The organism is Microbacterium sp. NPDC087665 (assembly GCF_044743285.1).
GTDB lineage: Bacteria > Actinomycetota > Actinomycetes > Actinomycetales > Microbacteriaceae > Microbacterium.
The window spans coordinates 91967-115945 of sequence record NZ_JBIUWD010000006.1 but is presented as its reverse complement, the minus strand read 5'-3'; the positions used below and the strand labels follow the sequence as shown (position 1 = coordinate 115945).

Genomic DNA, 23979 nt, shown 5'->3' with positions numbered 1-23979 from the left:
GGGGCCCTCTCTCGTTCGCTCAGCGCGAGGTCAGTGCGTGTCCTCGGCCTCGATCTCGGTGCGGTCGCCCGACCACAGCGTGTGGAAGGTGCCTTCCTTGTCGATGCGCTTGTAGGTGTGTGCGCCGAAGAAGTCGCGCTGTCCCTGCACGAGGGCGGCGGGCAGGCGGTCGGCGCGGATGCCGTCGTAATACGACAGCGACGACGAGAACGCCGGGGCGGGGATGCCGGCCTGGGCGGCGGTGACGACGACCCGGCGCCAGGATGCCTGGCCGCGGGTGAGGGCCTCGGCGAAGTACGGCGCCGTCATGAGCACCGGGAGGTCCGGGGTCTCGGCGTAGGCGTCGGCGATGCGGTTGAGGAACTGCGCGCGGATGATGCAGCCTCCGCGCCAGATCTTCGAGATCGCACCGAGGTCGATGTTCCAGTTGTACTCGGCGGCACCGGCGCGGATCTCGTCGAAGCCCTGCGAGTAGGCCACGATCTTCGAGGCGTAGAGCGCGAGGCGCACGTCTTCGATGAAGGCGGCCTCGTCGGCGACGACGAACTCCTCATCGGGACCGGGGAGAGCGCCGGCGACCGCGCGCTGCTCGGGGTGCGACGAGAGCGAGCGGGCGAACGTGGCCTCGGCGATGCCGGAGACGGGAACGCCCAGCGAGAGGGCCGTCTGCACGGTCCACGCTCCGGTGCCCTTGGCGCCGGCCTGGTCGACGATCACGTCGACCAGCGGCTTGCCCGTGGAGGCGTCGACCTGGCGGAGCACCTCGGCGGTGATCTCGATCAGGTACGACTCGAGCTCGCCCTTGTTCCACTCGGCGAAGATCTCGGCGATCTCGGCGGGGGACTTGCCGGTGCCACGGCGGATCAGGTCGTAGGCCTCTGCGATGAGCTGCATGTCGGCGTACTCGATGCCGTTGTGCACCATCTTCACGAAGTGTCCGGCTCCGTCGTGTCCGACGTGGGTGACGCAGGGCTCGCCCTCGGCGACCGCGGCGATGGACTTGAGGATCGGTCCGAGCGTGACCCACGACTCGTCCGAGCCGCCGGGCATGATCGACGGGCCGAGGAGTGCGCCCTCCTCGCCACCGGAGATGCCGGCGCCGACGAAGTTGACGCCCGTCTCGCGGACGGCCTTCTCGCGGCGGATCGTGTCGGGGAAGTACGCGTTGCCCCCGTCGACGATGATGTCGCCGGGCTCGAAGACCTCGAGCAGCGAGTCGATCACGGCATCGGTCGGGCCGCCGGCCTTGACCATGATGATCGCGGTGCGCGGCTTCTGCAGCGCGTCGGCGAACTCCTGGTAGGTGCGGGCCGGGACGAAACCGGCCTCGGGGTGCGCATCGAGAAGCGTCTGGGTCTTCTCGTAGCTGCGGTTGAAGATCGCCACGGTGTTGCCCTCGCGGCTGGCGAGGTTGCGGGCGAGGTTCGACCCCATGACGGCGAGTCCGACGACTCCGATGTTCGCTGATGCTTCGGGCACAGAAGGCTCCTCGATCGTGAAGAAGGGTGGTCTTCAGCGTATCGCTGTCGACGAGGTGGTGCGCGCGTGTGTCACGGTTTGCGTCCGCCGATGCAGCGCAGGAATCGATGCGACCGGAGCGGGCCTCTACGCTGGTCGGAGGACGACGCCTTCAGGGAGGAACCAGCGTGACGCACAGCGGAACCAGACTCAGAGCGGTTGTGGCGGTACCCCTGCCCGAGGACCTGTGTCGGTTGATCGAAGACCTCGAACCGCGTCTCGAGGTGATCCGCGACCACTCGCTGGAGCATCCGGCTCGCTGGCCCGCCGACTGGCCGGGAGATCCGGATCACGTGCGTACTCCGCAGCAGCAGCAGGCCTTCGACGCGATGGTCGACTCCGCCGACGTGCTCTTCGGCATCCCCGACGTCGATGCCGACGCCCTCGCCCGCACGGTTGCGGCGAACCCGCGCCTGCGCTGGGTGATGACCACCGCGGCCGGCGGTGGTGCCCAGGTCAAGGCCGCCGAACTCCCTCGCGCCGACCTCGACCGTCTCGTCTTCACGACGTCGGCCGGTGTGCACGGCGGCCCTCTGGCGGAGTTCGCGGTGTTCGCGGTGCTCGCCGGCGCGAAAGGACTGCCACGACTCCTCGCCGATCAGCGATCCCGCACCTGGCCCGATCGCTGGGAGATGCAGCAGATCGACGAGATGACCGTGCTGGTCGTCGGCCTCGGGGGCATCGGCGCCGAGTGCGCTCGACGTTTCCACGCGCTCGGCGCGCAGGTGTGGGGCACCACCCGGTCGGGCCAGCCCGTCGATGGGGTCGACCGTCTGATTCCGCTCGACGATCTGATCGATGCCGTCGCCCAGGTCGACGCGATCGTGGTGACGCTGCCGGGCACCGCGCAGACGCATCACCTGATCGGACGCGACGTGCTCGCCGCGGTGAAGCCCGGAGTGATCGTGACGAACGTCGGTCGCGGCACCGTGATCGATGAGAGTGCGCTGCTCGATGCGCTCGATGACGAGCGCGTGGCGTTCGCGGGTCTCGATGTGTTCGAACAGGAGCCGCTCGACGACGCCTCGCCGCTCTGGACCCACCCGCGGGTGCTCGTCAGCCCGCACACGGCCGCGTTGAGCTCGAAGGAGGAGGAGCGGATCGCACGCCGCTTCGCCGAGAACGCGACGCGTCTGCTCGACGGCCGCCCGTTGACCGCGGTCGTCGACACCGTCGAGTTCTACTGAGTCGTCAGTCCCACGGAAAGGGGAGAACAATGAGCGTGCGCATCGTCGTGATGGGCCCGAGCGGATCGGGCAAGTCGACCGTGGGCCTGGCGCTCGCCGAGAGCATCGGCGCCCGCTTCATCGACGCCGACGACCTGCATCCGATCACCAACGTCGACAAGATGGCCGCGGGCATCCCGTTGGGCGATGACGATCGGATGCCGTGGCTCGGCGTCGTCGGGGAGGCCCTGCAGGCCGACGATCGGATCGTGATCGCGTGCTCGGCGCTTCGACGCCTCTATCGCGAGGCGATCAGTGCGAAAGCGCCCGAGGCATTCTTCGCGGAGTTGATGGTCGATCGCGCGGATCTCGAGAAGCGGATGCTCGATCGCGCCGACCACTTCATGCCCGCCGCGCTGTTGGACTCGCAGCTGCAGACGCTCGAACCCCTGGACGCCGATGAGAACGGCATCCGTGTCGAGCCCGCCGATGTCGAGCAGTCGGTGCAGCGCATCCGCGTTGCCATCGATGCGATCGACGGACGGATGCCGGAGCCGGGTCAGTCCTTGCGGTAGCCCGAGCGGCCCATCGAGAACAGGGCGGCGAAGCTGCCGATCGCTGCGCACACGGTCATCGCGCCGATGACCCAGAGGAGAACGTGCGAGAGGAAAGCGCCGTCGAGCATGGGATTCTCCGTGATCTGCTGAAGGGAACGGTGTCTTCAGCCTATCGGGTCATCCGGTACCATTGATCGAGTACCTCGGCGAGGGACTGTTTCGCGCGTGCGCGAACGTCCGTTATCGACGCGGCGAAGCAAGCCCGGTGGCTTTCCTCACGTGTCCATGTTCGAGAACACGAAACCCAGACCACCGCGTGGCGCATTCGCTGCGTGTCCCGAAGGAGAACCTCATGTCTGAAGACACCAAGGTCCAGGCCGAGCTGCGCGACAGCTTCGGCAAGGGCTTCGCCCGCCGTCTGCGCGCCGCCGGCAAGATCCCGGCCGTCATCTACGGCCACGGCACCGAGCCCGTGCACGTCGCACTGCCCGGCCACCAGGTCTCGCTCATCATCCGTCGCGCCAACGCGCTGCTCGAGCTCGACATCGAGGGCACCCCGCAGCTCGCGCTCGTCAAGGACGTGCAGCGTGACCCGGTGCACCAGATCATCGAGCACATCGACCTCCTCGTTGTGAAGAAGGGCGAGAAGGTCGCGATCGACGTTCCGCTCATCGTCACCGGCGAGCCGGCTCCCGGCCTGATGGTCAACCAGGAGGCGAACACCCTGTCGATCGAGGCAGAGGCGACGCACATCCCGCAGAACATCGAGGTCTCGGTCGAAGGCCTCGAAGAGGGCGCGCACATCACCGCCGCCGACGTGGTCCTGCCCAAGGGCTCGTCGCTGCTGACCGACGCCGAGGTTCTCGTCGTCGCGATCTCGCTGCCCGCCGAGGAAGAGCTCGAAGCGGCTCCGGCCGGCGAAGAGGCAGCCGAGGAGGCCGCCGCGGAGTGATCTCCGCATGATTCACCGCAGAGGGGACGCGATCCGATCGCGTCCCCTCTGTCGTATCCTGACCGGGCGTCGACGCGCGCCCGGGGGAGAGGACGAGGACATGACATCCACCTGGTTGGTGGTGGGGCTCGGTAACCCCGGCCCGCGCTACGAGGCGACTCGCCACAACATCGGCCAGATGGTCGTCGATGAGATCGCCGCTCGTCGTGGAGAGAGCTTCCGCGAGCACAAGGGCGGCGCGCGCGTCGTCGAGACGTGGTTGCGCCCCGGCGGTGACAAGATCGTGCTCGCCAAGCCGAACACGTTCATGAACGTATCGGGCACACCGGTGGCGGCGCTCGCCCGCTTCTACTCCGTGCCCCCGGAGCAGATCGTCGTCGTCCACGACGAGCTCGACATCCCCTTCGACACGCTCAAGCTCAAGACCGGCGGCGGGCACGGCGGTCACAACGGCGTGCGCGATGTGGCGCGCGCCATCGCCACCCCCGATTTCCCGCGGGTGCGGGTGGGCATCGGACGGCCGGTCGGCCGGCAGGATCCTGCCGACTGGGTGCTTGCGCCCTTCGGCAAGGACGAGAAGCCGAATCTCCCGATTCTCGTCTCGGATGCGGCGGACGCCGTCGAGCTACTGATCGGCGAGGGCCTCGTCGCCGCGCAGCAGAAGCATCACGCCCCGCGCTGAGCGCGGGGCGTGAGACGAGCAGGCTCGAGGATCAGAGCGATCCGGCGGCGCTGCCGACGGCCATGGCGATCACGAGCACCACGAAGAAGACCCCTGGCCCGACGGCCGCGATGATCAGGCCCGCGATTCCCTGGCCGCGTCCTCGGCGGCGCACGATGGCCATGATGGCGATCACGATCGCGGCGATGCCCAGAACGGTGCCCGCCCAGAACGAGATCTCGGCCATGAGAACCTGATCGCGAACCGGCGACAGGATCGCGAGCGAATCGAGGTCGTTGCTGTTGACGGCGAACTCGGGGACGCGGCGGCCGATCTGGTAGGCGGCGATCGCTGCCACGATCGGAGTGACCACGGTGGCCACCAGCGCAACGATCAGCGAGATCGTGCCCAGCATCTTCGAGGGCGCAGACGTCGTGTCGGGGACGGCGTAGGCACCCGTGGGGGCCGCGTAGCCGCCCACCGGAACCTGGTAGGCCCCGGGAGGCGCCTGGTAGCCGGGAGCTGCAGGGGCCGGGGGAGTTGCCGGACCTGCCGGGCCGGCGGGGGCCGGGGGAGTCTGGCCGTACGCGGGAGGCGCGGGCGGTGCGGGCGCCGCAGGCGGGGCCGCCTGCGGGGCCTGGTAGGCCGGTGCGGGCGGGACGGGCGGCACGGAGCCGTACGGAGGGGGCAGCTGCGGATCGGTCACGACCCCATCCTAGGCGGAGTGGGCTCGTGACCGATCGCGGTGCGTCGTGAAGGTTGCGGCGGTGTGAACGGCCACGCCGTCAGACGCGGCGGAGCAGTCCCACGCGGTCGTACACCTGGGCGAGAGTCGCGTCGGCGACGGCATCCGCCCGACCGGCGTTCTCGGACAGGATGCGGTCGAGCTCGGCGGGGTCGTCGAGCAGCTCGAGGGCGCGCGAGCGCACCGGCTCGAACTCGGAGACCACGACCTCGGCGAGACCCTTCTTGAAGTCGCCGTAGCCGCGCCCGGCGTACTCGTCTTCGATCGATGCGACCTGTCGCCCGCTCAGAGCCGCGTAGATCGTGAGCAGGTTCGAGACGCCGGGCTTGTTCTCGCGATCGAACCGCACCGAACCCTCGTTGTCGGTCACCGCACGCATGATCTTCTTCGCCGACTTCGCCGGGTCATCGAGCATCCACAGCACGCCGGCGTCGCTCTCGGCAGACTTCGACATCTTCGACGTCGGATTCTGCAGATCGTAGATGCGCGCCGTGTCCTTCTGGATGACCGGCATGGGCACGGTGAACGTCTCGCCGAACCGGGAGTTGAAGCGCTCCGCGAGGTCGCGCGTGAGCTCGACGTGCTGCTTCTGGTCATCGCCCACCGGCACGACATCGGTCTGGTACAGCAGGATGTCGGCGGCCATGAGCACCGGATAGGTGAAGAGGCCGACGCTCGTCGCGTCTTGCCCGTAGCGCGCCGACTTGTCTTTGAACTGGGTCATGCGGTTGGCTTCGCCGAAGCCGGTGATGGTGCTGAGGATCCAGGCGAGCTCGGAATGCGCACGCACATGGGACTGCACGTACAGCGTCGACTTCGACGGCTCGATACCGGCGGCGATGTACTGCGCAGCGGTGCGCCGCGTCTTCTCGCGCAGCTCCGCAGGGTCTTGCGCGACGGTCAGCGCGTGCAGATCGACGACGGAGAAGTAGGCGTCGTAGGAGTTCTGCAGGTCTCGCCACTGGAGGAGCGCCCCGATGTAGTTGCCGATCTGAAGCGAATCGGCCGAGGGCTGCATTCCGGAGTAGAGGCGAGGTTTGGTCACGTCGTCAATCCTATGCGGATGCCGAGGGCGGTCGCTTCGCGGTGACGCCTGCGCTGCGGGCAGGCGTCACCTCAGCGCTCAGATCGAGTAGTCGACCACCACGGGAGCGTGATCGCTCCAACGCTGGTCGTACGCGGCCGCGCGGGCCACGTGGTAGCCGTCGGCGCGCGCGGCGAGCGCGGGGGTGGCCAGGTGGTAGTCGATGCGCCATCCGGAATCGTTGTCGAAGGCCTGACCCCGCATGGACCACCAGGTGTACGGGCCCTCGACCTCGCCGTGGAACCGGCGGCCGATGTCGACCCAGCCGAGCCCCGGTCCGACCGATCCGTCGACACCCGTGACCTCGGTGCCCGCGTCGCCGAGGAAGCGGTCGAAGTAGGCGCGTTCCCGGGGCAGGAAGCCCGCCTTCTTGCGGTTGCCGCGCCAGTTCTTGATGTCGAGCTCGCGATGGCCGACGTTCAGGTCGCCCGTGACGAGGGCGAGGGCATCATCGGCGCCGAGGGCGGCGAGGCGCGGCCCGAAGGCGTCGAGGAACTTCCACTTCTCGTCTTGCTTGGGGGTGTCGGCCTCGCCGGAGTGCACATAGGCGCTCACGACGGTGAGCGGGCGGTCGCCGAGCACGAAGTCGGCCTCGATCCAGCGGCCCTTGGAGTCGAAGTCATCCGGGCCGAAGGCGGTTCGGGAGGCGAGAGCGGGCACGCGGCTCGCGATCGCGACGCCGGCACGCCCCTTGGCCGTGGCCTCGTCGTGCACGATCGACCACCCGGGGAGGGCGGCTTCGAGATGTTCGTCCTGCCCACGGACCTCCTGCAGCGTGAGGATGTCGACCTCTGCGGTGTCGAGCCAGGTGCTCATACCGTTGCGGGCGGCCGCCCGGATCCCGTTGACATTGACCGAGGCGATACGCAGATGAGGCATTGCTCCAGCCTACGGGCGGCCCCGGACATTCCGCGTCTCGGCGTCACCCTCCGACGTGCCCTCCGACGCGCCGTCCGATGCTGCCGCCGCCTCGGCATCCGCCAGTGCGCGCTGCGCCAGCGAGACCGCGCGGCGTGCAGCGGGGCGGCGATACCAGGGAGCGGCGGCCGCCGCCTCCTCGGCGTGACGCAGCCGCACGCGCGCGGCGAGCAGCAGCGCCTGCTCCTCCGCGCGACGGGCCGCCGCCTCGTCTTCGCGTTCGAGTGGCTGATCGTGGTCTTCGGCGGCCACGGCGATCCACGAACCGGCCATCAGCACCACGATCGCCAACCAGCGGCACCAGAGCAGCAGCCCGACGATGACGGTGAACGAGGCCAGGAGAGGGTTGCTCGGCACGCGGGTGAGGAGCAACCCCGCGCCGAGCTGGAGCACGACCATCGCGCCGCCGCCGAGGAGGGCGCCCGGCCAGATGTAGCGCCAGTGCAGTTGGGTACCGGTGAGGAAGCGCACGAGCATCGCGAGTGCCGTCGCATCGAGTGCGAAGGCGACGACCACCGACACGATCCGCACACCGACGACGAAGCCCCACGATGCCGTGCTCCAGCCGAAGAGGTGGAAGGCCTGTTCGAGAGCCCAGACGCCCACCCAGCTGAGCACCGCGCCCACGAGCATCGCCCCGCCGAAGACGATCGCGGCGAAGAAGTCGCGGGCCTTGAGGAGCCAGTAGCTGCGGGTGTCGAAGGGCAGACCGAACAGGTCGCGCACCGCGCGCCGCGTGAAGGTCACCGCACCGACCGCCGTCCACAGCGCCACGCCCACCGCGATCGCGCCTGTGATGCCGAGCACGCCCGTCGCGTTCTTGGCGATCTCGGTGACGTCATCGACGGTGAAGACGCCATCGGGGGAGATCAACCCCGGGATGTACGTGTTCATCAGCGCCACGAGGGCATCGATCGCCGCCGAGCTCCCGCCCAGCCACAGGCCGACCCCGGCGAAGGCCACGTACAGCAGCGCGAACAGCGCGAAGAGCACGTAGTAGCTCATGCCCGCAGAGAGCAGAAAACCGTTGCTGTACGAGAAGTTGCGCCAGACGCGCACCGGGAAGATGGCGAGCGTGCGGTCTCTCAGCTCGACGACCCGCTCCAAAGGGGCCTCGAAGCGCCCTCGGAGCGGTCTGCGGTCTGACACGTGATCCACCCTATCGACAGCGCTCGCGGCGGGCGTACGCCCTACAGCCCGGACGCGACAGGGGCGGCCTCCGAAGAAGCCGCCCCTGTCGTGAATCTGCTGCGTGGATCTGCTGAAGTGATCAGCGGCGCCCGCGAAGGACGGCCTGCTTGACCTCGGCGATCGCCTTCGTGACCTCGATGCCACGCGGGCAGGCCTCGGAGCAGTTGAAGGTCGTGCGGCAGCGCCACACGCCTTCCTTGTCGTTGAGGATGTCGAGGCGCACCTCGGCGTTGTCGTCGCGCGAGTCGAAGATGAAGCGGTGCGCGTTGACGATCGCCGCCGGTCCGAAGTACTGGCCGTCGGTCCAGAAGACCGGGCACGACGACGTGCACGCCGCGCACAGGATGCACTTGGTCGTGTCGTCGAAGATCTCGCGATCGGCGATCGTCTGGACGCGCTCCTTGCCCTTCTCCGGCACGGAGCTGGCGACGAGGAACGGCTGCACTTCGCGGTACGAGGCGAAGAACGGCTCCATGTCGACGACGAGATCCTTCTCGAGCGGCAGGCCCTTGATCGCCTCGACGTAGATCGGCTTCGAGATGTCGAGGTCCTTGATCAGCGTCTTGCAGGCGAGGCGGTTGCGGCCGTTGATGCGCATGGCATCCGAACCGCAGATGCCGTGCGCGCACGAGCGGCGGAAGGTCAGCGAACCGTCGACCTCCCACTTGATCTTGTGCAGGGCGTCGAGCACGCGGTCGGTCGAGTAGAGCTCCACGTCGTAGTCGACCCAGTGCGGCTCGGAGTCGACCTCGGGGTCGAACCGGCGGATGTTGAAGGTGACGATGAAGGACTGGATGCCGGTCTCTTCGGTCGTGTCTGCGGGAGCTTCGGCGATGGCGTTCGACATGCTCAGTACTTCCTCTCCATCGGCGGGTAGTTGAACTCGCCCTTCTCGTTCTTCGTGAACACCACCGGCTTCCAGTCGAGCTTGATGTGGTCGCTCGGGGTGGAGGAGTGCGGGTCGCCCGTGAGGTACGCCATGGTGTGCTTCATGTAGTTCTCGTCGTCGCGCTTCGGGAAGTCGTCGCGCATGTGACCGCCACGGCTCTCCTCGCGGTTCTGCGCGGCGTAGACGACGACCTCGGCGATGTCGAGGAGGAAGCCCAGCTCGACGGCTTCGAGCAGGTCGGTGTTGAAGCGCTGACCCTTGTCGTCGACGTGCACGTTCTTGTAGCGATCGCGCAGACCGGCGATGACGCCCAGCACGTGCTGCAGCGAGTCGTGGGTGCGGAACACCTGAGCGCCCTTGTCCATCTCGTCCTGGAGCTCCTTGCGGAGAACCGCGATGCGCTCGGTTCCCTGGTTGTTGCGCAGGTCTTCGAGCATGCCCGAGACGAAATCGGCGGCGTTCTCGGGGAGAGGCACGAAGTCGGCGGTCTTGACGTACTCGACTGCGTTGCGACCGGCGCGCTTGCCGAACACGTTGATGTCGAGCAGCGAGTTGGTGCCGAGACGGTTCGCGCCGTGCACCGACACGCAGGCGCACTCGCCCGCGGCGTAGAGCCCGGGGACGATCGTGTCGTTGTCGGCCAGCACCTCACCGTTGTTGTTGGTGGGGATGCCGCCCATGGCGTAGTGCGCGGTCGGCATCACGGGAACCGGCTCGACGACCGGGTCGACGCCGAGGTACGTGCGCGCGAACTCCGTGATGTCGGGGAGCTTGGTCTCGAGCACTTCGGCACCGAGGTGCGTGCAGTCGAGGAGCACGTAGTCCTTGTGCGGACCCGCACCGCGACCCTCGGCGACCTCTTGCACCATGCACCGGGCGACGATGTCGCGGGGCGCGAGGTCCTTGATGGTCGGCGCGTAGCGCTCCATGAAGCGCTCACCGGAGGCGTTGCGCAGGATCGCGCCCTCACCGCGGGCGCCCTCCGTGAGCAGGATGCCGAGACCGGCGAGTCCGGTCGGGTGGAACTGGAAGAACTCGAGGTCTTCGAGGGGGAGGCCCTTGCGCCAGACGATGCCGACGCCGTCGCCCGTGAGGGTGTGCGCGTTGGAGGTCGTCTTGAAGATCTTGCCGAAGCCGCCCGTCGCGAAGATGACGGCCTTGGCCTGGAAGACGTGCAGTTCACCGGTGGAAAGGTCGTACGCGACGACGCCGGAGACCTGCGTCTTGCCGTCGGCATCCTTCACCGTCAGCAGGTCGAGCACGTAGAACTCGTTGAAGAAGTTGATGCCGAGGCGCACGCAGTTCTGGAACAGCGTCTGCAGGATCATGTGGCCCGTGCGGTCTGCGGCGTAGCAGGCCCGGCGCACCGGCGTCTTGCCGTGCTCGGCCGTGTGGCCGCCGAAGCGGCGCTGGTCGATCTTGCCCTCCGGGGTGCGGTTGAAGGGGAGACCCATGTTCTCGAGGTCGATGACCGCGTCGATGGCCTCCTTCGCGAGGATCTCGGCCGCGTCTTGGTCGACGAGGTAGTCGCCGCCCTTGACGGTGTCGAAGGTGTGCCACTCCCAGGAGTCCTCTTCGACGTTGGCGAGCGCTGCCGCCATTCCGCCCTGCGCCGCCCCCGTGTGGGACCGCGTGGGGTAGAGCTTGGAGATCACCGCGGTCTTCGCACCGGGCCCCGCCTCGATGGCCGCGCGCATGCCCGCCCCACCGGCTCCGACGATGACGATGTCGAACTGGTGATAGTGCACGCCATTGCGAACGACGGAATCCTGAGTCTCAGTAGTCACTTCTTGTATGCCTTCTCTTCTACTTGCCCAGCGTCTGGCACTGTTGCCACAGCGTGCTCGACTCGGTGACACCCAAGCAGGGGTCGAACGTGAACACGACGAGCGTGCCGAGCAGGATCAGGAGGCCGGCGGCCAGTCCGAGCGCCCAGACGAGCGCCTTGCGTGCCTTCTCGGTCGTGACGTAGTCGTTCACGATCGTGCGCATGCCGTTGGCGCCGTGGATCAGTGCGAGCCACAGCATGATGACGTCCCACCACTGCCAGAACGGCGTGGCGAACTTGCCGGCGATGAACGCGAAGTCGAGGGCGTGGATGCCCTCGCCGACCATGAGGTTGATGAAGAGGTGGCCGAAGATCAGCACGACGAGCACGACGCCCGAGGCGCGCATGAAGATCCACCCCCACTTCTCGAGGTTGAAGCGGCGCTGGCGGCGGACCGGGGCAGAGATGGTCTGAGCGGTCATCAGTGTCCTCCTCCGAAGCCGGCGAACGCGAGCATGAGGTGACGCGGAACGAATCCGGCCATGATCACGACCCACACGGCGAGCACGCCCCAGAACAGCTGGCGCTGGTACTTGGCGCCCTTCGACCAGAAGTCGACGGCGATGATGCGCAGACCGTTCATCGCGTGGAAGGCGATGCCGGCGACGAGCACGACCTCGCCGAGCGCCATGATCGGGTTCTTGTACGTACCGATGACGGCGTTGTACGCCTCGGGCGAGACCCTGATCAGCGCCGTGTCGAGCACGTGCACCAAGAGGAAGAAGAAGATGGCGACTCCGGTGATGCGATGAAGCACCCACGACCACATGCCTTCGCGACCTCGATAGAGAGTGCCGCGGGGGGTCTTGGACGTGGTTTCCGAAATCGACGGTGTCAAGCGAGCGCTTGTGGACACGGTCGTCCTCCCTGGATCGATGTGACTCGGCCGCGAGCAGAGGGCTGGTGCAGGAGAGTGATCCCGTCGAACCGCCAGGCATGCCCGATCGGTTTCCATCCTATTCCTGTCCGAAGACAGGGAGCGACGAAGGGGAGCCTAACTGCGCGGATCTTGAGGTGCCGGGTCGGTGCGCACCGGCGGTCTAGGCTGGCGGCATGACGGAACCGATCAAGGACTTCTACGCCGTGATTCCCGCCGGAGGTATCGGCAGCAGGCTGTGGCCGCTGTCGCGAGCGGATGCTCCGAAATTCCTGCACGACCTGACCGGCTCCGGCCACTCGCTGCTGCGCGACACCTGGGATCGGTTGGAGCCGCTGGCGGGCCCCGATCGCATCGCCGTCGTGACCGGACGCGCCCATCGGGGCGCGGTGGAGGCGGAGCTGCCGGGCATCGCGGACGCGAACGTGTTCCTCGAGTCCGAACCGCGCGAGTCCGCGGCAGCCATCGGACTGGCTGCGGCGATCCTGCACCGGCGCAACCCCGACGTGATCATCGGTTCCTTCAGCGCAGACCACGTGATCCGGAGCACGCGCGTGTTCGAGTTCGCGGTGCGCGACGCGGTCGAGGTCGCCCGCGAGGGGTACATCTGCACGATCGGGATCTCTCCGACGGAGCCGGCCGTGGGGTTCGGCTACATCAAGATGGGTCCGGAACTCATCGTCGAGGGCGCGCGTGAGGCCGCGCTCGTGGAGACGTTCGTCGAGAAGCCCGACCTCGAGACGGCCAAGGCGTACGTCGCCGACCGCGGCTACCTCTGGAACGCGGGGATGTTCATCGCGAAGGCGAGCGTGCTCCTGGACGAGCTCGCCAAGAACGAGCCCGAGCTGCACGCGGGACTGGTCGAGCTGGCCGAGTCCTGGGACGATCGCGAGAAGCGCGGCCCCGCCGTCGACCGCATCTGGCCCCGGTTGAAGAAGATCGCGATCGACTACGCGGTCGCCGAACCGGCGGCCCGACGGGGGCGGCTCGCCGTCGTGCCCGGACACTTCGACTGGGACGACGTGGGCGACTTCGCCTCGTTGGCCAAGCTCATCCTCAACGGACGGAAGAACGACCTCGCGGTGCTGGGCCCGAACGCCCGTGTGCTGTCGGATGCCGCGAGCGGCATTCTGGTCAGCCAGACGTCTCGGGTGATCAGCCTGGTCGGCGTGCACGACATCGTCGTGGTCGACACCCCCGACGCTCTGCTGGTCACGACCGTGGAGCACGCCCAGCGAGTGAAGGGCGTCGTGGAGTCGCTCAAACTCACCGGACGGGGCGACGTGCTCTGATGAGCACGCATCCGTGCTCATCGGCTGACTGTGTTTCAGCTTTGTAACCATTCCCGACTCCACGGGCCGCCGGTATACGCAAACGCTGAAACAGTAGGTAACTTTGAGCGATCCGCGAGGGCCGCGGCACCGTTCAGGAGGCATGAGTTGACCATCTCCACCACCAAGAAGCTTCTCGGCATCACCGTCGCCGCTGGAGTCATCTTCTCTCTGGCCGGTTGCGGCCAGGCTCCCGCCGAATCGGGCGGCGACGCCGGCGGCGACGCAGCATCCGACTTCCTCCCCTGCCTCATCTCCGACGCCGGCGGCTGGAACGACAAGTCGTTCAACCAGTCGGCCAAGGAAGGCATGGACAGCGCCGCCGACGAGCTCGGTGTGAAGCCCCTCGAATTCGAGTCGGCCAACGACAACGACTACGCGCCGAACCTCGAGACCGCGGTCTCCGAAGGCTGCTCGCTCATCGTCTCCGTCGGATTCAAGCTGTCCGCTGCCACGGTCGAGTCCGCACTCGCGAACCCCGAGATCGACTACGCGATCATCGACGACTGGGCCGACAACGACTTCGACGGTGAGGTCGACGCCCCGAACATCAAGCCCCTCGTCTTCGACACGGCCCAGGCCGCCTACCTCGGTGGTTACGCCTCGGCCGCATGGTCGGCGCAGAGCGGTGTGAACAAGGTCGGCACCTTCGGCGGCATGCAGATCCCGTCCGTCGCCGTGTTCATGGACGGCTTCCAGCTGGGTGTCGAGAAGTACAACGAGGACAAGTCCGCTGGGGTCGAGGTCTTCGGTTGGGACGTCGCCACGCAGAAGGGCTCCTTCACCGGTGGCTTCGACGCGAACGACACCGCCAAGCAGACCGCTCAGGGCGTGCTCGACCAGGGCGTCGACGTGCTTCTCCCGGTCGGTGGCCCGGTCTACCAGAGCGCGGCAGCGGCCATCGCCGACAGCGGCAAGGACACGCTCCTCGTCGGTGTCGACAGCGACCTCGCCGTCGCCGACCCGAGCGTCGCAGGCGTGACGCTCTTCTCGATCATGAAGGCGATCGACGTGGCCGTGCACGACGCGACCATCTCGGCATCCGAGGGTGACTTCGACTTCGCGCCGTACGTCGGCACGCTCGAGAACGAGGGCGTCAAGCTCTCCGGCTTCGGTGACTTCGAGGGCGACCTGCCCGAGGGGCTGACGGACGAGCTCGCAGCTCTCCAGGAGCAGATCATCGCCGGTGACATCACGGTGGAGTCGCCGAACTCCCCGAACGCACCGTAAGCACGACCGTTCCAAACGCGGGGCGAGTGGCAGCACGACGGCCACTCGCCCCGCACCATGGGCGGAAGAATTCCTGTTCGCGACGCAGCGCATGATCGAAGTGCGATGCGCGCGCTCATCTCCGGACACTTCTGAAATAGGGTGCAGATATGAAGCTCGAACTGCGCGGCATCACCAAGCGCTTCGGCAGCCTCGTCGCCAACGACCACATCGATCTGGTCGTCGAACCGGGGCAGATCCATGCGCTGCTCGGTGAGAACGGCGCGGGCAAGTCGACGCTCATGAACGTCCTCTACGGGCTGTACCAGGCCGATGAGGGCGAGATCCTCCTCGACGACGTGGTGCAGCACTTCCGCGGTCCCGGAGATGCGATGGCTGCCGGCATCGGGATGGTGCACCAGCACTTCATGCTGGTGCCGGTGTTCACGGTCGCGGAGAACGTGATGCTCGGACACGAGCAGACCAAGGCGCTCGGCACCCTCGACATCGCCAAGGCCCGCGAGCACGTGCGCTCCGTCGCCGCTCGCTTCGGTTTCGACATCGACCCCGACGCCCTCGTGGGCGATCTGCCCGTCGGCGTCCAGCAGCGGGTCGAGATCATCAAGGCGCTCTCGCGCGACGCCAAGGTGCTCGTGTTCGATGAGCCCACGGCCGTGCTCACCCCGCAGGAGACCGACGAGCTGATGGGCATCATGCGCCAGCTGCGCGCAGAGGGCACGGCGATCGTGTTCATCACGCACAAGCTGCGCGAGGTGCGAGAAGTCGCCGACACGATCACCATCGTCCGTCTGGGCAAGATCGTCGGAGAGGCATCGCCCACCGCATCCAACGCCGAACTGGCGTCGCTCATGGTCGGCCGCGCCGTCGAACTCACCGTCCACAAGGACGCCCCCCGCCTCGGCGAAGGCGGCTTGGAGGTCACCGGTCTTCGCGTGCTCACGGCGACCGGCGGCCTCGTCGTCGACGGCATCGACTTCACCGTGCGACCGGGAGAGGTCCTGGCCATCGCCGGCGTGCAGGGCAACGGTCAGACGGAGCTGGTCGAGGCCATCGTCGGCCTCGCCCCCCGCGTGGAGGGCTCCATCACCCTCGGCGGCACCGAACTCGTCGGCAAGAGCGTGCGGGCGATCCTCGACGCAGGCGTCGGGTACGTTCCCGAGGACCGCACGGAAGACGGCCTCGTCGCCGGCTTCTCGGTGGCGGAGAACCTCATCCTCGACCGCACCGACGACGCGGCCTTCAGCCGCGTCGGCACCATCAACCGCGGCGCGCTCGAAGAGTTCGCCCGCGCCCGTATCGCCGAGTACGACATCCGCACGCAGAGCCCCCAGACTCCCGCCGGAACCCTCTCCGGCGGCAACCAGCAGAAGGTCGTGATCGCGCGCGAGATGAGCCGCGAGCTGCGACTGCTCGTGGCGGCGCAGCCGACCCGCGGAGTGGATGTCGGCTCGATCGAGTTCATCCACAAGCGGATCATCGAAACGCGCGACGCCGGCATCCCGGTCGTCGTCGTCTCCACGGAACTCGACGAGGTGGCAGCCCTCGCCGACCGCATCGCCGTGATGTATCGCGGCACGATCGTCGGCATCGTCCCGGGCGACACCCCCAGAGAGACACTCGGACTCATGATGGCCGGAGCGGCCGATGCGGAGGCTGCCGCATGAGCGGAGCGACACCAGGAACGGGTGACGAGAAGAAGGGCCTGCCCACCGAGCAGCTGCCCCGCTCGTCCGACGGGAGCAGCGAGGTGGCTCCGCCGCCTCGCGCCAACCTCATCCTCAAGGAGATGCTCCGCGGCAGCGCGGTGACGACGATCCTCGCGATCTTCCTCGCCCTGGTCGTCGGCGGTGTGCTCATCGCGTTCACCAATGCCGACGTGCAGGCGGCATCCGGGTACTTCTTCTCGCGCCCCGGCGACACGCTGACGGCCGCATGGAACGCGGTGTACAACGGCTACGAAGCGCTGTTCCGCGGTGCGATCTTCAACGCGCGAGGCGCCGACTTCGCGGCGCAGATCCGCCCGCTGACCAACACCCTCGGCTTCGCGGCGCCGCTGATCGCCGCGGGCCTTGGCGTCGCTCTGGCGTTCCGCGTCGGCCTGTTCAACATCGGTGCGCGCGGGCAGATGCTCATCGCCGTCGGTGTCGCCGGGCTGCTCACGTTCAACCTCGACCTGCCGATCTGGCTGCACATCCCCGTCACGCTGATCGCTGGCATCGCCGGAGGAGCGCTCTGGGGCGGTATCGCGGGTCTGATCAAGGCACGCACCGGGGCGCACGAGGTGATCCTCACGATCATGCTCAACTACGTCGCCTACTACCTGCTGCTCTGGATGATCCGCACCCCGGGTCTGCTCCAGAAGCCCGGCACCAACCAGGCCCTCGGCTATGCGACCCCCGAGAGCGCGCAGTTCCCCGAACTGCTCGGCCCGAAGTTCCCGCTGCTCGACCTCGGCTTCGTGTTCGTGGTGGTGGCGACGCTGTTCGTGTGGTGGCTGATCGAGCGCTCGTCGCTCGGCATGCGCATGCGTGCGGTGGGGGAGAACCCCCACGCCGCCCGCGCGGCGGGCATCAGCGTGCAGCGCGTGTACGTCTACGCCATGCTCTTCGCCGGCGCCCTCGCGGGCCTCGCCGGGATGAACCAGATCCAGGGCGCCGTCACGACGGGCATCACCGAGACGATCGACGCCGGTATCGGCTTCGACGCCATCACCGTGGCGCTCCTCGGACGCAGTCGCGCCTGGGGCACGTTCGCGGCCGGCATCCTCTTCGGTGCGCTGAAGGCCGGATCGTTCTCGATGCAGGCCCAGGACATCCCCGTCGACATCGTGCTCGTCGTGCAATCTCTCGTGGTGCTGTTCATCGCGGCGCCGCCGCTGCTGCGCGCGGTGTTCTTCCTTCCCAAGTCCGACGCGGAGAAGGCAGCCAAGGCGAGAGCCAAGGCTGCGAAGAAAGCGGTGATGGCATGATGTCTCTCGCTCAGAAGCAGGCGGCCGACGGCACGGTGCAGCTCACGACCGTCCGCGAGCGCCACTGGAAGACCCCGATCGTCCTGGCGGTGGCCACGGCCCTGCTCGCCCTGCTCTTCGTCACCGTCCCCCGCGACGGCACGAGCACGTTCCGACTCACGGCGGAGTCCGCGACCTTCGCGCTGCCGAACGTCGCCCTCCCCACCGCTCTGACCAGCTGGCTCATGGTGGCGGTGCTCGTGGTGCTCACCGCGGGTGCCTTCCTGCGCGTGTACTCGTACCAGAAGCCCCCGATGTGGCTGATCGTGGTGTTCGGCGTGATCGCCGTGTTCGCCTTCCTCGTCTGGGCAGCCGCCGGTGGTCTGGTTCCCGTGACGAGCCTGCTCTTCGGCGCCGTGTCGCTCTCGGTGCCTCTCGTGTTCGGCGCCCTCGGTGGCGTCATCGGCGAGCGGGCGGGCGTCGTCAACGTCGCCATCGAGGGGCAGCTGCTGCTCGGAGCCTTCTCGGCGGCACTGCTGTCGAGCATCACCGGCAACCCCTTCGTGGGTCTGCTCGGGGCCATGCTCGGCGGCGTGCTCGTGGCGAGCGTGCTCGCGGCGTTCGCGATCAAGTACCTCGTCGAGCAGGTCATCGTCGGTGTCGTGCTCAACGTGCTCGTCACGGGACTCACCGGCTTCCTCTACGGTGCGCTCCTCGCGCCCAACGAGGCCCAGCTGAACAGGCCCGTGCGGTTCGATCCCATCGCGATCCCCGTGCTCAGCGACATCCCGATCATCGGACCGGTGCTGTTCAACCAGACCTTCATCGGGTACCTGATGTTCGTCACCGTTGGCGTCGTCGCGTGGGGTCTGTACCGCACCCGCTGGGGTCTGCGCCTGCGTGCGGTCGGCGAGCACCCGCAGGCCGCCGACACCATGGGCATCAAGGTCAACGCCACGCGCTTCTGGAACGTGCTGCTCGCCGGCGCGGTCGCCGGAGCCGGAGGCGCGTACTTCACCCTCGTCTCGGTGCCCCAGTTCGGCAAGGACATGACGGCCGGTCTCGGCTTCATCGCCCTCGCCGCCGTGATCTTCGGCCGCTGGGACCCGATCCGGGCGACGCTCGCCGCCCTGCTCTTCGGCTTCGCGACGAACATGCAGAACCTGCTGTCGATCCTGAAGACGCCGATCCCGGGCGAGTTCATGCTCATGCTGCCGTACGTCGTCACCCTGCTCGCGGTCGCCGGCTTCGCCGGGCAGATCCGCGCACCTGCCGCCGACGGCAAACCGTACATCAAGTCCTAGGAGAGACATGACTGACATCGACTGGGACGAACTCCGTCAGGTCGCGACCGCCGCGATGGAGAAGGCGTACGCGCCGTACTCGCGTTACCGGGTGGGCGCTGCCGCGCTCGTCGGCGACGGCCGCATCGTGGCGGGCTGCAACGTCGAGAACGCCTCGTACGGCGTGACCCTGTGCGCGGAGTGCGCGCTGGTCGGAGACCTGCACATGTCGGGCGGCGGCCAGCTCGTCGCCTTCGTGTGCGTCAACAACGATGGGCAGACGATCATGCCGTGCGGCCGCTGCCGTCAGTTGCTGTTCGAGCACGCGATGCCCGGGATGCTGCTCGAGACCGTCTCCGGCATCCGCACGATCGATGAGGTGCTGCCCGATGCGTTCGGGCCGCGCGACCTGGAGGATGCACGATGAGTGTTGAGCCGTTCGATGCGGTGGATGTCATCCGCGCCAAGCGCGATGGCGGGGCCGTTCCCGAGGCCGCGCTGCGGTGGATGGTCGACGCCTACACGCGCGGCTACGTCTCCGATGCGCAGATGGCGTCGTTCGCGATGGCCATCTTCCAGCGCGGCATGGAACGCGACGAGATCCGGGTGCTCACCGATGCGATGATCGCGTCGGGCGAGCGGATGAGCTTCGCCGCCCTCGGCAAGAAGACGGTCGACAAGCACTCCACGGGTGGCGTCGGCGACAAGATCACGCTGCCGCTGGCTCCGTTGGTCGCGGCGTTCGGAGTCGCCGTTCCGCAGCTCAGCGGACGCGGTCTCGGTCACACCGGGGGCACCCTCGACAAGCTCGAGTCGATCCCCGGCTGGCGTGCGGCACTCAGCAACGAGGAGATGTTCGCCCAGATGCAGGGCGATGTCGGCGCCGTGATCTGCGCCGCGGGCTCCGGGCTCGCTCCCGCCGACAAGAAGCTGTATGCGCTCCGCGACGTCACCGGCACGGTGGAGGCGATCCCGCTGATCGCCTCGAGCATCATGTCGAAGAAGATCGCCGAGGGCACCGATGCGCTGGTGCTCGATGTGAAGTTCGGGTCCGGTGCCTTCATGCAGGACATCGATCGCGCTCGGGAACTCGCGCGCACGATGGTCGCCCTGGGCACCGATTCCGGTGTCGCGACGACCGCGCTGCTCACCGACATGAACGTGCCTCTGGGCCTGGCCATCGGCAATGCCAACGAGGTGCGCGAGTCGGTCGAGATCCTCGCCGGCGGTGGCCCCGCCGACGTGCGCGAGCTCACGATCGCCCTGGCGCGTGAGATGCTCGCGCTGGCCGGTCAGCCCGACGCCGACGTGGAGGCCGCTCTCGACGACGGCCGCGCCATGGACCACTGGAAGGCGATGATCCGCGCACAGGACGGCGATCCGGATGCCGCGCTGCCCGTCGCCCGCGAGACGCACGTCGTGACGGCTGCGGCCGACGGCGTGATGACCCGCATGGATGCTCTTCCGTTCGGTATCGCGGCCTGGCGTCTCGGCGCCGGACGCGCCCGCGCCGAGGACCCGGTGATCTTCGAGGCCGGCATCGATCTGCACGCCAAGCCCGGCGACCGCGTCGTGGCCGGGCAGCCGCTCTTCACGCTGTCCGCCGCCGACGAGGCCCGGTTCCCGCGCGCGATCGAGGCGCTCGAGGGCTCCTGGGAGATCGGCGACGACGCGCCGGAGCGCGGCCCGATCGTGCGCGAGCGCATCACGGCGTAGGTGCCGGGCGCTACCCTGAACACGGCGGTCTCCACCGCCATGTTTTTCTGCGACTGAGAGGATCGTCATGGCGATCGATGCGAACGGCGACATCACGATCCAGGGGGCGTCCCTGCGCGGCCTGCCCAAGGTGTCGTTGCATGATCATCTCGACGGCGCGCTGCGACCGGCGACGATCGTCGAGCTGGCCGATGCCGCGGGGCTCGAGCTGCCGCAGAACGATGCCCGCTCTCTCGGTCGGTGGATCGCGAAGCAGAGCGACTCGGGCTCGCTGGTCGAGTACCTGAAGACCTTCGATCTCACGATCGGCGTCATGCAGACGGCCGAGGGGCTCACGCGTGTCGCCCGCGAGTTCGTGCAGGATCTCGCCGCCGACGGCGTGATCTACGGCGAGGTGCGTTGGGCGCCCGAGCAGCATCTCTCGGCGGGCCTCTCGCTCGAGCAGGCCGTCGAGGCGGTGCAGCAGGGCATCGAAGAGGGCGAGGATGCCGTCGAGGGTTCGGGGCGCAGCATCCGGGTCGGTCAGCTGCTCTCCGCCATGCGCCAGCACGACCGTGCGCGTGAGATCGCGGAGCTCGCCGTCGGCTTCCGCGGACGCGGCGTCGTCGGTTTCGACACCGCAGGCCCCGAAGACGGCTTCCCGTCGTCGAACTACCGCGAGGCGTTCGACTACCTCGCGGACAACTTCTTCCCCGTGACGGTGCACGCCGGCGAGGCGGCCGGTGCCGCGTCGATCCGGTCGGCGCTCATCGACGGCCGCGCCCTGCGTATCGGACACGGCGTGCGCATCGCCGAGGATCTCGAGGTGATCACCCGCGAGGGCGACGAGGTGCAGGTGCAGTTCGGCGACCTCGCGCGCTGGGTGCGCGACCGGGAGATCCCGCTCGAGCTTTCGCCGTCGTCGAACCTCCAGACGGGTGCCATCGCCGCGTGGGGCTCGGATCTCGTCGATCACCCGTTCGACCTGCTCTACCAGCTCGGTTTCTCCGTCACCGTCAACGTCGACAACCGCACCATGAGCGCGACCTCGCTCACGCGGGAGCTCGCGCTCCTGGTCGAGGCGTTCGAGTACGACCTCGATGACCTCGAGACCTTCCAGTTCAACGCCGCCGCCGCGACGTTCCTCCCGATCGAGGAGCGCGAAGAGCTCGTGGAGATGATCGCCGAAGGTTTCGACGTCTGACGATGATGGCTCGGGGGAGACGCCGTCGTCGTCGTGTGTGGGTCTCGGTCAGCGTCATCGCGACGGTGGTCGTGGCCGTGGGGGGCGCCGCTGCGTTCGTCTGGCTCAATCGCGCACCCGAGCCGGTGCCGCGCGCATCGGAGCCGTACATCGACCATCCGCTCACACCAGCGCAGCAGCTCGTGGCGGACGACGGCGACCCGCATGCGTGTGCGGTGACGTTCTCGGGCGACGGTATCGCCCTCGATCTTCAGCTGCAGTACCAGGAGTCGCTCTACGCGGGACTGCCGATCCCGGCGCAGGACGGTCGGGTGTTCGCGGGCTGGTATCCGTCCGCGGCGGATGCCGAGGCGCAGAACACGGCCGCACGCGTCAACGGCGCCGACCTCGTCGTCTGCACCGACAGCGAGGTCGAGCTGTTCGGCGCCTGGACGACTCCCGAGGCCAACGCGGCGGCAGACGTGCAGGTGCCGATCCTGATGTACCACCAGTTCACCGCCAACCCCGAGGGCGAGTCCGGATGGTTGCGCGGCAACTACGCCTACATCGGCGACTTCGACGCCCACATGAACCACATCGCGACCACGGGCTTCTACCTCCCCACCTGGGACGAACTCAGCGCCTTCATCGACGGTCGGCTCTCGCTCCCCGCGCGCTCGGTGATCATCACTGACGATGACGCGGACCAATCGTGGTTCGACCTGGCCGTGCCGGTCATCGACCAGTACAAACTGCTCTCGACGTCGTTCATGATCACGGCCGCCCGACAGGATCCGGCTCCGTCGCCGTACGTGCTCCGCCGCTCGCACACGCACGACATGCACCAGGCGGGCGAGAACGGCAAGGGGCGGATGGTCAACTGGACCGCCGACGAGATCGCCGCCGACCTCAACACCTCCGGCGACATCCTGGGCGTTCGGGAGGTCATCGCCTATCCGTACGGGCACTACAACGACACCGCGAAGCAGGGCGTGGCGCAGGCGGGCTACGAGATGGCCCGCACGATCGAGCCGGGGTATGTCGAGATCGGCACCGACAAGTTCGCGCTGCCCGTGGTGCGCATCGACTACGGAATGGGTCTCGAGTCGCTGATCAAGCGAATCGGCTGACGACCCCGTCGTGACGGTGGGCGTCAGCGCGCAGGGAGCAGCTCCGTCGAGAAGAACGAACCGAGCAGCTCGGTGACCGTTCGGTGCATCTCCTCGTCGGAGATCGTCGGGGTGCCGTCGCCGGACTGGGGTCCGTAGTCCCCGAACGAGGCGTGCGAGGCGCCGTCGATCTCGACCATCTCGGCGTCTGCGGGCAGGTTGTCGCGGGCATCCGCGATCTTCTCGGGGGTCGAGAGTCCGTCTTCCGATCCGGCGAGGCTGATCACCGCGAGCCCGCTGTCGGAGACATCGCTCGCGCAGTACGAACCGAAGAGCACGAGCGCGTCGGCATCCGCTGCCAACTGGCAGGCGCGCACGCCGCCGAGCGAATGACCCCCGACGCCCCATTCGTCGATGTCGGGCGCCGCCGATGTGAAGGAGTCGAGCGGTCGCAGATCGAAGAACGCCAGGTTGAGCCAGGGGCGGGTGATCACGACGGTGACACCCTCTTCGACGACGCCCTGCAGGACCGCCGCATACGCCCAGGGGTCGACCTTGGCGCCGGGGATGAAGACGAGCCCCGCCTCGGACTCTCCGTCGGCGGGGGAGAGGACGATTCCCTCGGGGGCGTCGTCGATCGTGATGTTCGGGTTCGCCCGCACGTCGGCGAGCGGAGCGGCCTCGGCCGGCATCACGCCGACCTGGCTCCACACGACGATGCCCCCGGCCCCGAGCACGACGATGATCAGGACGCTCCAGAGGACCCGGGCGAGGATCCGCCGGCCGCGCTTCTTCTTCACCCCTCCAGGCTACGC

General features: G+C 68.0%; 24 protein-coding genes. 13 read left to right on the top strand and 11 right to left on the bottom strand.

From position 1 onward, the window contains the following. Positions 1-30 precede the first annotated feature (30 nt). Positions 31-1479 carry an NADP-dependent phosphogluconate dehydrogenase gene (gene gndA, locus ACIOSY_RS14610; RefSeq protein WP_400854512.1) on the bottom strand — a complete coding sequence of 483 codons (1449 nt, stop codon included), beginning with the start codon at positions 1477-1479 and terminating at the stop codon, positions 31-33. A 233-nt stretch (positions 1480-1712) separates the two neighbouring features. On the opposite strand from gndA, the gene ACIOSY_RS14605 reads away from it, so the two are divergent. Both ACIOSY_RS14605 and ACIOSY_RS14600 read left to right on the top strand, forming a co-directional pair. After that, positions 1713-2705 carry a D-2-hydroxyacid dehydrogenase gene (locus tag ACIOSY_RS14605; protein ID WP_400854510.1) on the top strand — a complete coding sequence of 331 codons (993 nt, stop codon included), beginning with the start codon at positions 1713-1715 and terminating at the stop codon, positions 2703-2705. A 29-nt stretch (positions 2706-2734) separates the two neighbouring features. Beyond that, on the top strand, positions 2735-3259 hold the full coding sequence (locus ACIOSY_RS14600; RefSeq protein WP_400854508.1) for a gluconokinase: 525 nt from the start codon (positions 2735-2737) through the stop codon (positions 3257-3259). Here the strand turns inward: ACIOSY_RS14600 and ACIOSY_RS14595 are convergent. After that, positions 3244-3369, bottom strand: coding sequence for a hypothetical protein (locus ACIOSY_RS14595; protein ID WP_400854506.1), 126 nt, complete (start codon positions 3367-3369; stop codon positions 3244-3246). The two genes, ACIOSY_RS14600 and ACIOSY_RS14595, sit on opposite strands and share 16 nt — an antisense overlap. A gap of 224 nt (positions 3370-3593) precedes the next feature. Here ACIOSY_RS14595 and ACIOSY_RS14590 point away from each other — a divergent pair, with 224 nt between their 5' ends. Next, positions 3594-4193, top strand: coding sequence for a 50S ribosomal protein L25/general stress protein Ctc (locus ACIOSY_RS14590; RefSeq protein WP_400854504.1), 600 nt, complete (start codon positions 3594-3596; stop codon positions 4191-4193). Between the two features lie 100 nt (positions 4194-4293). Then, on the top strand, positions 4294-4875 hold the full coding sequence (pth, locus tag ACIOSY_RS14585; protein ID WP_400854502.1) for an aminoacyl-tRNA hydrolase: 582 nt from the start codon (positions 4294-4296) through the stop codon (positions 4873-4875). 31 nt (positions 4876-4906) lie between these two features. Here the strand turns inward: pth and ACIOSY_RS14580 are convergent, their stop codons facing one another. The 8 genes from ACIOSY_RS14580 to sdhC all read right to left on the bottom strand — a co-directional run bounded on the left by ACIOSY_RS14580 (position 4907) and on the right by sdhC (position 12365). Beyond that, positions 4907-5560, bottom strand: coding sequence for a hypothetical protein (locus ACIOSY_RS14580; RefSeq protein WP_400854500.1), 654 nt, complete (start codon positions 5558-5560; stop codon positions 4907-4909). A 79-nt stretch (positions 5561-5639) separates the two neighbouring features. Beyond that, entirely contained in the window at positions 5640-6644 is a 1005-nt protein-coding gene (gene trpS, locus ACIOSY_RS14575) for a tryptophan--tRNA ligase (protein ID WP_400854498.1), read from the bottom strand. 78 nt (positions 6645-6722) lie between these two features. After that, the gene (locus ACIOSY_RS14570; RefSeq protein WP_400854496.1) at positions 6723-7562 is read right to left on the bottom strand and encodes an exodeoxyribonuclease III; all 840 of its coding nucleotides are present in this window, start codon (positions 7560-7562) and stop codon (positions 6723-6725) included. A gap of 9 nt (positions 7563-7571) precedes the next feature. Continuing rightward, the gene (locus ACIOSY_RS14565) at positions 7572-8750 is read right to left on the bottom strand and encodes a YihY/virulence factor BrkB family protein (RefSeq protein ID WP_400854494.1); all 1179 of its coding nucleotides are present in this window, start codon (positions 8748-8750) and stop codon (positions 7572-7574) included. 121 nt (positions 8751-8871) lie between these two features. Next, positions 8872-9639 carry a succinate dehydrogenase iron-sulfur subunit gene (locus ACIOSY_RS14560; RefSeq protein ID WP_400854492.1) on the bottom strand — a complete coding sequence of 256 codons (768 nt, stop codon included), beginning with the start codon at positions 9637-9639 and terminating at the stop codon, positions 8872-8874. A 2-nt stretch (positions 9640-9641) separates the two neighbouring features. Next, complete coding sequence (sdhA, locus tag ACIOSY_RS14555; protein WP_400854490.1) at positions 9642-11468, bottom strand: succinate dehydrogenase flavoprotein subunit; 1827 nt, start codon at positions 11466-11468, stop codon at positions 9642-9644. Positions 11469-11487: 19 nt separating this feature from the next. Beyond that, the gene (locus ACIOSY_RS14550; RefSeq protein ID WP_400854488.1) at positions 11488-11931 is read right to left on the bottom strand and encodes a succinate dehydrogenase hydrophobic membrane anchor subunit; all 444 of its coding nucleotides are present in this window, start codon (positions 11929-11931) and stop codon (positions 11488-11490) included. Next, a complete protein-coding gene (gene sdhC / locus ACIOSY_RS14545) occupies positions 11931-12365 on the bottom strand; it encodes a succinate dehydrogenase, cytochrome b556 subunit (protein WP_400854486.1) in 435 nt (144 codons plus the stop codon). The genes ACIOSY_RS14550 and sdhC overlap by 1 nt, the downstream gene beginning before the upstream one ends. A 197-nt stretch (positions 12366-12562) precedes the next feature. Between sdhC and ACIOSY_RS14540 the strand changes: the two genes are divergently transcribed. From ACIOSY_RS14540 to ACIOSY_RS14500, 9 genes are all read left to right on the top strand, one after another. After that, positions 12563-13678, top strand: coding sequence for a mannose-1-phosphate guanylyltransferase (locus ACIOSY_RS14540; protein ID WP_400854484.1), 1116 nt, complete (start codon positions 12563-12565; stop codon positions 13676-13678). A 147-nt stretch (positions 13679-13825) separates the two neighbouring features. Beyond that, on the top strand, positions 13826-14947 hold the full coding sequence (locus tag ACIOSY_RS14535; protein WP_400854482.1) for a BMP family protein: 1122 nt from the start codon (positions 13826-13828) through the stop codon (positions 14945-14947). A 149-nt stretch (positions 14948-15096) separates the two neighbouring features. After that, positions 15097-16611, top strand: coding sequence for an ABC transporter ATP-binding protein (locus tag ACIOSY_RS14530; RefSeq protein WP_400854480.1), 1515 nt, complete (start codon positions 15097-15099; stop codon positions 16609-16611). Beyond that, on the top strand, positions 16608-17915 hold the full coding sequence (locus ACIOSY_RS14525; protein WP_400854478.1) for an ABC transporter permease: 1308 nt from the start codon (positions 16608-16610) through the stop codon (positions 17913-17915). Before ACIOSY_RS14530 ends, ACIOSY_RS14525 begins: the two co-directional genes overlap by 4 nt. After that, positions 17915-19198, top strand: a complete 1284-nt coding sequence (locus ACIOSY_RS14520; RefSeq protein WP_400854654.1) for an ABC transporter permease — start codon at positions 17915-17917, stop codon at positions 19196-19198. The genes ACIOSY_RS14525 and ACIOSY_RS14520 overlap by 1 nt, the downstream gene beginning before the upstream one ends. A 7-nt stretch (positions 19199-19205) precedes the next feature. Continuing rightward, entirely contained in the window at positions 19206-19604 is a 399-nt protein-coding gene (locus tag ACIOSY_RS14515) for a cytidine deaminase (protein WP_400854476.1), read from the top strand. Beyond that, positions 19601-20893, top strand: a complete 1293-nt coding sequence (locus ACIOSY_RS14510; protein WP_400854474.1) for a thymidine phosphorylase — start codon at positions 19601-19603, stop codon at positions 20891-20893. The genes ACIOSY_RS14515 and ACIOSY_RS14510 overlap by 4 nt, the downstream gene beginning before the upstream one ends. A gap of 67 nt (positions 20894-20960) precedes the next feature. Beyond that, positions 20961-22076 carry an adenosine deaminase gene (locus tag ACIOSY_RS14505; RefSeq protein WP_400854472.1) on the top strand — a complete coding sequence of 372 codons (1116 nt, stop codon included), beginning with the start codon at positions 20961-20963 and terminating at the stop codon, positions 22074-22076. Positions 22077-22081: 5 nt separating this feature from the next. Then, entirely contained in the window at positions 22082-23185 is a 1104-nt protein-coding gene (locus tag ACIOSY_RS14500; RefSeq protein ID WP_400854470.1) for a polysaccharide deacetylase family protein, read from the top strand. A gap of 23 nt (positions 23186-23208) precedes the next feature. On the opposite strand, the gene ACIOSY_RS14495 is transcribed toward ACIOSY_RS14500, so the two are convergent. Continuing rightward, complete coding sequence (locus tag ACIOSY_RS14495; protein ID WP_400854468.1) at positions 23209-23964, bottom strand: alpha/beta hydrolase; 756 nt, start codon at positions 23962-23964, stop codon at positions 23209-23211. Positions 23965-23979 lie beyond the last annotated feature (15 nt).